Genomic DNA, 6,856 nt, shown 5'->3' with positions numbered 1-6,856 from the left:
TATCAAACGCTTTGTAACACACGGTTAAAGCGATAACGGCATCAATCAAATAGTAATTTGCGGTTATCCCCCAAAGCGTTGCAAATACCAGTGTGATTGAATGACCAACGGTAAACGCCGTAATGAATTTCAAAATATCGCGAAAGCGGGTTAGGAAAAACATCACGCCAAACAGGAACAGCAAGTGGTCGTAGCCAGATAACATATGCGTCGCGCCCAGATGCATATATTCTAAGTACCCAGCATTCAATATTCTGGCTTGGTCTTCAGCTGACATGCCGTGCGACATAGCGTTAGCACTGATGAAACACAGCAACCCCATCGTTATTGATCTAATCATAATGTCCTCAAATAATGTTATATAAACGTTACTGTTACTTTAAAGATGTCTTTGGCCATCTAGGCGTGGTTGAGTCGTGACTTATCTCGATGTACCAAGCGATAAAGCACAGGCAAGACAAACAGCGTTAACAACGTTGATGAAATAATCCCGCCAATAACCACCGTGGCAAGTGGGCGCTGCACTTCTGACCCTATGCCGGTATTTAAGGCCATGGGCACAAAACCTAAGGACGCTACCAGTGCCGTTGTTAATACTGGGCGTAACCGCGTCAGCGCACCTTCAACAATGGCTTTTTCAACACTTAATCCATCCTGAATTAACTCACGAATAAACGACACCATCACCAAGCCATTTAAAATAGCAATGCCCGACAAGGCGATAAAGCCAACCGCTGCGGAAATGGAAAACGGGATATCACGCAGCACCAAAAACAGAACGCCTCCGGTAAGTGCAAGAGGCACGCCTGTGAAAATAATGAGGGCATCTTTGAATGATCCCAGAGCGAGAAACAGCAAGCCTACAATCATGATTAGCGTAATCGGCACCACCAGAGTTAAACGCTTTGAAGCCGATTGCAGCTTTTGGTAGGTGCCACCGTACTCGACCCAATAGCCTGCTGGAATATCTACGGAGTCTTTAATTTTGGATTGAATGTCGGAAACAAAAGAGCCTAAATCACGTCCACGTACATTGGCGGTCACAAATACACGGCGCTTGCCGTTTTCGCGGTTGATTTGGTTAAAGCCGTCCACCAGTTCCATCGTTGCTAATTCCTGCAAGGGAACAGCGCTGTCGTTAGATAGCTGGATGGGTAGATACTTTAAGCGATCCATATCCGTTCGACGCGTTTCTGGCAAACGCACCACAATATCCGTGCGCCGGTCGCCCTGATAAAACTGGCCAGCGACTTCACCACCCAAGGCAATGGCCAGCTGGTCCTGCAATTCACTCACGGCTAAGCCATACTGCGCAAGCACATCGATTTTGGGTTGCAAGGTCATAATCGGGAGGCCGGTGGTTTTCTCCATTTGTACATCGGCAATGCCTTCCACACTGGCAATGGCTTGTTGAATATCGTTCCCCAGCTCGTCTAATTGCTCGAAATCATCCCCAAATATTTTAATGGCCAATTCTGCACGAACGCCCGAGAGTAACTCATTAAATCGCATCTGAATGGGCTGTAAAAACTCATAGCGGTTGCCGGGAATCGGTTCAACCAATGCGGCTAAATCGTCCACTACTTGAGCTTTGGTTTTATTTGGATCTGGCCATTCATTACGAGGTTTTAAAATAATGAAGTTATCGGCCACGCTAGGAGGCACTGCGTCCGTTGCTACATCGGCGGTACCCACCTTGGCAAAGATGCGTTCAACTTCCGGCATATCTTTTATTTTTGCTTCAAGGGTTTTTTGCAGGTCTACGGCCTGACTCAATGAGGTTCCAGGAATGCGCAGCGCGTGCATCGCAATATCGCCTTCATCCAAGTTGGGCACAAACTCACTACCCAAGCGCGTAGCCAGCCAAGCCGAGCCCACCACCAATACAAGTGCGGTCGCCACTACCATCCAGCGCGCCTTTAACGCAATGTTGAGTAGCGGCTCGTAAACAGAACGCGACACTTTAATAATCGCGCTGTCTTTTTCTGTCACAGGTTTTTTGAACATTAATGCAACGCAGGCAGGAACAAAGGTAATCGACAATACAATCGAGCAGAGTAATGCGATCACGACGGTCAAGGCCATAGGGTGGAACATTTTTCCTTCCACACCTGTCAGCGCAAAAATGGGCAAGTAAACGGCCGTGATAATAAATACCCCGAATAACGCAGGACGAATCACTTCACGTGTTGCGTGAAAAACAATGTCAAAGCGTTCTTTAGTGTCCAAAGTTTTGCCAGGAGAAGAAGCATGGCTGAGGCGTCGCAAACAATTTTCGACAATGATAATGGCCCCATCCACGAGCAAACCAAAATCCAGCGCTCCCAGACTCATTAAATTGGCACTGACACCGGCATGTACCATGCCTGTTACCGTCATTAACATAGCGATCGGAATGACTGCGGCGGTCAGCAAAGCAGCGCGCACATTGCCCAGTAAAAAGAACAAGATGACAATGACGAGTAAAGCGCCTTCGAGTAAATTCGTTTGCACGGTTTTTAAGGTTTTATCGACCAGCGTGGTTCGGTCGTAAACGGCCGTTGCAGTAACTCCTTCGGGCAAGCCTTGTTTAATTTCATCCAGTTTTTCTGCGACGGCTTTGGCCACGGTGCGACTGTTCTCACCGACCAACATAAATACGGTGCTCATCACTACTTCGCGACCGTTTTGGGTAGCCGCGCCGCTGCGTAATTCTTTTCCCTCTTCAATATTGGCAATATCTTTAATGCGCAGCGGTACACCTTGGTCGCTACGGATTACAATGTTTCCGATGTCATTGAGCGTTTCTTTTTGCCCAGGAACGCGCAGCATCCATTGCGCGCCGTTGTGTTCAACAAAACCAACACCGCGATTTTGGTTATTATTTTGAATCGCCTGAATCACATCTTGCTGAGTGAGTTCGAATGCCAGTAGCTTTTCAGGTTCAAACGCCACCAGGATTTCTCGTTTGTAACCGCCAATAGGATTCACTTCGACCACACCGGGTACTCGAAGCAGTTGCGGTCGAATAATCCAGTCGTGCACAGAACGCAAATCGGTGGGCGTTACCAGTGAGCCGTCCTTATTGAGTGCGCCAGGTTCGGCGTCCACCGTAAACATAAAGATTTCACCCAAGCCCGTGGCTATAGGGCCTAATTCCGGTTCGAGCAAGCGAGGAAGATTGGATCGTGCGCTGGATAGGCGCTCATTCACCAACTGGCGGGCAAAGTATATGTCGGTGTCATCACTAAAAATAATGGTGACTTGTGAAAGCCCATAACGAGAAACCGAGCGTGTGTATTGTAAGTTGGGCAACCCCGCCATTGCGGTTTCAATGGGAAACGTCACCCGCTGCTCAATCTCTTGTGGTGTATAGCCGGGAGCCTCAGTGTTGATCATCACCTGTACGTTGGTGATATCGGGAACAGCATCGATGGGCAATTTGGTAAAATTCCAAATACCCAAACCACTGATGGCCAGCACGGCCACCATAATTAAGGCCCGACGCTGGATAGCAAATTGAATCAAATATTCAAGCATGTTATTTCCTTAAAACGGGTAACCTTTAGTGGTCGTGAGAAGCGCCGGATTTTTCAATATCGGCTTTGATAATAAAACTGTTATCTGTCACGTATTCGGTACCGGGATTTAATCCCCCCAATACCTCCACCCATTCTCCGGCTTCACGCCCAAGCTCCAACATCCGCACCTCATATTCGTCGCCCACTTTTGCATACACCACGGTAAAGTCTCTGAAGGCCTGTAAGCCAACCCGTTTCACGGCAATTGGTACGGCATAACGTGATACTTCAATGTCACCAGTAATAAATTGACCCGCTGATAGCGTACTATCTGCGTTATTAATTTCTACACGCACGGTACTAGCTTGATTTGCGTTTAGCTGCGCATCAATTGCGTTCACACGCCCGGTCAATGCAGCCTCTTGTCCATTCACATGCAGGGTGACTTCGGCGCCCACAGCAACGCGTTTTCGATCAACTGAGAATACCGATAGCTCTGCCGTAAGTTTTGAGGTGTCAACAATCGACATCAAGATTCGGCCGCCACTTTGCTCACCAGGATTAGCAGCTTTGCTAGTGACGACGCCATTAATCGGTGAGCTAATGGTGAAACTTTTTAAGCTCTCATTGCTGTTGATGGTAATGAGCTTATCTCCAGCCTTTACCGTTTGTCCTAAGCGCGCATGTACTGTTGTGATTTCACCCTCAAAGCGCGCGCTAATTTTGCGCTCGGCATCAGGTTGCGGGACTATCTTGCCGAACGATTCGATGGTTTCCACCAGCGTGGCTTCACCGGCTAGTTCGGTTTGAATATCCATCGCCTCGGCCACGGCGGATTCAATACGTGTTCGACCTTCAAAGTTATCGTATTGCCATTGATGCTTCTTGCCTTGGTGGTCGGCTTTAATTGTTACCACAAACGAGTGAGGTTCATAAATTTCCATATCGCCGCGTAAAAAATCGGCTTGTGGCTTGAAGTTGATCGTATCAATCACATTGCCTAAGCGAGTTAGGGTCACTACCAGCGATACATCCTCTGGTTTAACGGGTTTACCATCATTCATAATCCAGACACGAAATTCAGGCGGCACACCGGCTTCAACAATAGCGAGCTCCAGTACAAAATCGCCATCTTTTAATAAGCGACCGCGGTGCTCGCCTTTTTCAGGTTCTTCTTCATGATGGTCTGCTTCACTGGCAAAACTGAAAGCGGCATACCCAAGAAAAGCAAAAGCAATAAGCCCTACCATTAAAGGGCGTAGAAGAAAGTTAATCATTGGTTATCCCCGTTGTTTTCAAATTCTTTTGCAGATGACGTTCCCATTAAGTTCAGCTCCATTAAATTCAGCCCCGTCAGACGCTCAATTTCCGTCAAATTGTTGTGCGCTTTTAAACGTACATCGATCAATTCCATTCTCGTATCCAAGACTTCGTTTTGTAGGGCATACCACTGTCTGTAGCTGTATTTGCCGAGTGAATACGCTTTTTGTGTTTCAACAAGCGCTCGCTCTAGGCGCGGCAATATTTTTTCTGTGAGTGCAGTGTTGAGGTGATAGCTGTGTTGAAGCTCTTGGTAAAGTACAAACAGCTGAGTAGAAAGTTGTATCTCTTTAGCGCGAGCGTCAGCCATGTAACGTGCCTGCTCGGCGCTAAGTGCCGAAATTTGATGTTTGTTACGGGTGGATTTACCCAGTGGCAGTGATACGCCAAATGTTAAACCGTAATCTTCCGTTGCTTCGTAGCGCCTAACCCCCGTATTAAATCGCCACCGATTTTTTACCTCTTCACGCGATAACGTGATTTCAGAGTCGATAACCCGCTGTTGCGTTAAAAAATATCGCACTTGAGGGTTATTCTTTATTTCGTTTTCCAGGGTGTCATAGTTAATGACTTGTTCGCTTAGTATTAGAGCGCCGTTAACCCGAGTAAACTCAACATTAGCGCTTCCCCATTGCGATGCCAGTACCTTTTTAGCCGATTTTAATTCGTGCTGAATATCTTCTACCTCAAGTTCACGTCGCTCCAAATTAACCTCAGCTTGTAACTTATCAGCAGACGGGGAACGCCCAGCATCCACCCGTTTTTGTATTTCTCTAAGTATTTGAACGGCGTGTTGCTGTGCATTTTTAGCCACAACTAATCTTTCTTGATAGGCCAATACCGTTAAAAACGCGTGTGCCGTTTGCGCTGCAACATCGTAACGTTGAATGTCACGTTCAATTTCAATTACGTTAGCCTTGGACTGGGCAGACTTGACGCGCTGATCAAGCAGCCCACCCTGCAAAACCCAACTGATACTAAGCGTTGATTGCGCATTGTCGAGACCCGTGTTTTCGCCGGTACCGAGCGCATCTTCAAGCATCAGATTGATTTCCGGCTTTTCACCAATAGCGGCTTGTTGGGCCTGCGCATCGGCACTCTTTAGGCGGTATTGATAAGACGCAAGCGCGGGGTGGCTTTGCAAACTAAGCTCTACCGTCTGCCGGAGCGTCAATTCGTTACGGGGTGTTTCAGCTGCTGTAACAGAGATAGACATACAGAGATAAATTGAAGCGGTAAAGAGACCAGCAAGCTTAAATAAATGACCAAAAAACCGATTGCAGGTCGGTTTTTCGTTTGCAATAAAGGGAATAAACAATCGCATTAGCGCTCCTTAAAAGCGTAAACATAAAATGGGTAATTTAGTGGATAAATAGCCGTTCAAGCGCGTGATGAAATAGATCTACAGACAAAGTACTGAGTAAGGTTGCCGTTACCGAAAACAATAAAAATAATAAGGTCGGAAATGACTGACCTTTGTTATCGTTTAGGAGATACTCAATACGTAAAGTCAACGGATGGGTAGAAAAATGACAATTTGAGGCTGCCATTTTTGTACCGATACTGTGATGGCTTAACTTGGATACTTTGAGTAGGGTTTTTGCTATCACTGTTTCATCATTTACTGCGGACAATACAGACTGATCCGCGACTTGCTCTAAAGCGAGCGAAAAATCACTATTCAGTTGTTGTGCAATAAACGTCGGGAAAAAAGCTGAGAATAGTGAAAAGATATATTTCCTCAGTGGGTCATGTTTTCTCGCATGTTCTAGCTCATGCTCGCGAACCACTGTTACTTCTTGTGAAGTTAACTGCTTGCTAAGCCCACTTGTAATGTATGACCTGGGACTAAAAAATCCCAAGGTGAACGCACGTGACTCTTCTGAATCGATAACCGTCAGGCCCTGCTTAGAATTAGCGTTCTGAATAAAGAAATCGAGCTGATTAAGTTGCTTATTGGCATTGATGGCTTTGGCTAGCTTCGTTAAACATACACTGAAAAAAATAATGCAAAATACAGCTATCGACGCGCCGTG

The 6,856-nt window shown here is 46.5% G+C and carries 5 protein-coding genes; all 5 read right to left on the bottom strand.

All coding sequences use genetic code 11. The features are described from left to right. On the bottom strand, positions 1–340 hold a 340-nt coding region (locus ACLR2L_RS17570), incomplete at its 3' end, for a HupE/UreJ family protein (RefSeq protein ID WP_413369976.1). Between the two features lie 59 nt (positions 341–399). Beyond that, a complete protein-coding gene (locus tag ACLR2L_RS17565; protein ID WP_413369974.1) occupies positions 400–3,519 on the bottom strand; it encodes an efflux RND transporter permease subunit in 3,120 nt (1,039 codons plus the stop codon). A gap of 25 nt (positions 3,520–3,544) precedes the next feature. Next, positions 3,545–4,777: an efflux RND transporter periplasmic adaptor subunit gene (locus ACLR2L_RS17560; protein ID WP_413369972.1), complete on the bottom strand. Its 1,233-nt coding sequence runs from the start codon at positions 4,775–4,777 to the stop codon at positions 3,545–3,547. Further along, a complete protein-coding gene (locus ACLR2L_RS17555) occupies positions 4,774–6,144 on the bottom strand; it encodes a TolC family protein (RefSeq protein WP_413369970.1) in 1,371 nt (456 codons plus the stop codon). Before ACLR2L_RS17555 ends, ACLR2L_RS17560 begins: the two co-directional genes overlap by 4 nt. A gap of 37 nt (positions 6,145–6,181) precedes the next feature. Continuing rightward, positions 6,182–6,856: M56 family metallopeptidase (locus tag ACLR2L_RS17550; protein WP_413369968.1), on the bottom strand; the 675-nt coding region annotated here is incomplete at its 5' end.

Origin of the sequence: Alteromonas sp. AMM-1, from assembly GCF_047290655.1 — a bacterium.
In the GTDB taxonomy this organism is placed as follows: Bacteria; Pseudomonadota; Gammaproteobacteria; order Enterobacterales; family Alteromonadaceae; genus Alteromonas; species Alteromonas mangrovi.
This window is presented reverse-complemented; position numbering and strand designations above follow the sequence as displayed.

Bases quoted from the DNA above. Each gene is read 5' to 3' on its own strand.
- ACLR2L_RS17565 (WP_413369974.1), bottom strand. From the start codon at position 3,519: ATGCTTGAATATTTGATTCAATTTGCTATCCAGCGTCGGGCCTTAATT.
- ACLR2L_RS17560 (WP_413369972.1), bottom strand. From the start codon at position 4,777: ATGATTAACTTTCTTCTACGCCCTTTAATGGTAGGGCTTATTGCTTTT.
- ACLR2L_RS17555 (WP_413369970.1), bottom strand. From the start codon at position 6,144: ATGCGATTGTTTATTCCCTTTATTGCAAACGAAAAACCGACCTGCAAT.